The sequence below is a fragment of the Streptomyces sp. SID11385 genome, from assembly GCF_010548245.1.
Taxonomy (GTDB): Bacteria; Actinomycetota; Actinomycetes; order Streptomycetales; family Streptomycetaceae; genus Streptomyces.
On sequence record NZ_JAAGLR010000307.1, the window covers coordinates 1 to 204 of the forward strand.

Genomic DNA, 204 nt, shown 5'->3' on the forward strand with positions numbered 1-204 from the left:
CCGCCACGGTCGTCACGACGGTCGTTGTCCCGGCGGAAACCGGGGCGGTCGTCACGGCGGAACGAGGGACGGTCGCCGTCGCGGCGGTCGTCACGGCGGTCGCGGTCGAAGCCGCGGCCACCCCGGTCGTCACGGCGCTCGAAGCCACGGCCGCCGCGGTCGTCACGACGGTCGTACGAGCGGTGCTCGCGCTCGCCGCCACGG

General features: G+C 76.5%; 1 protein-coding gene. It reads left to right on the forward strand.

Annotated elements, in window-relative coordinates:
* A partial coding sequence (locus tag G3I42_RS09090) for a hypothetical protein (protein ID WP_203606567.1) occupies positions 1 to 204 on the forward strand: 204 nt, incomplete at both ends.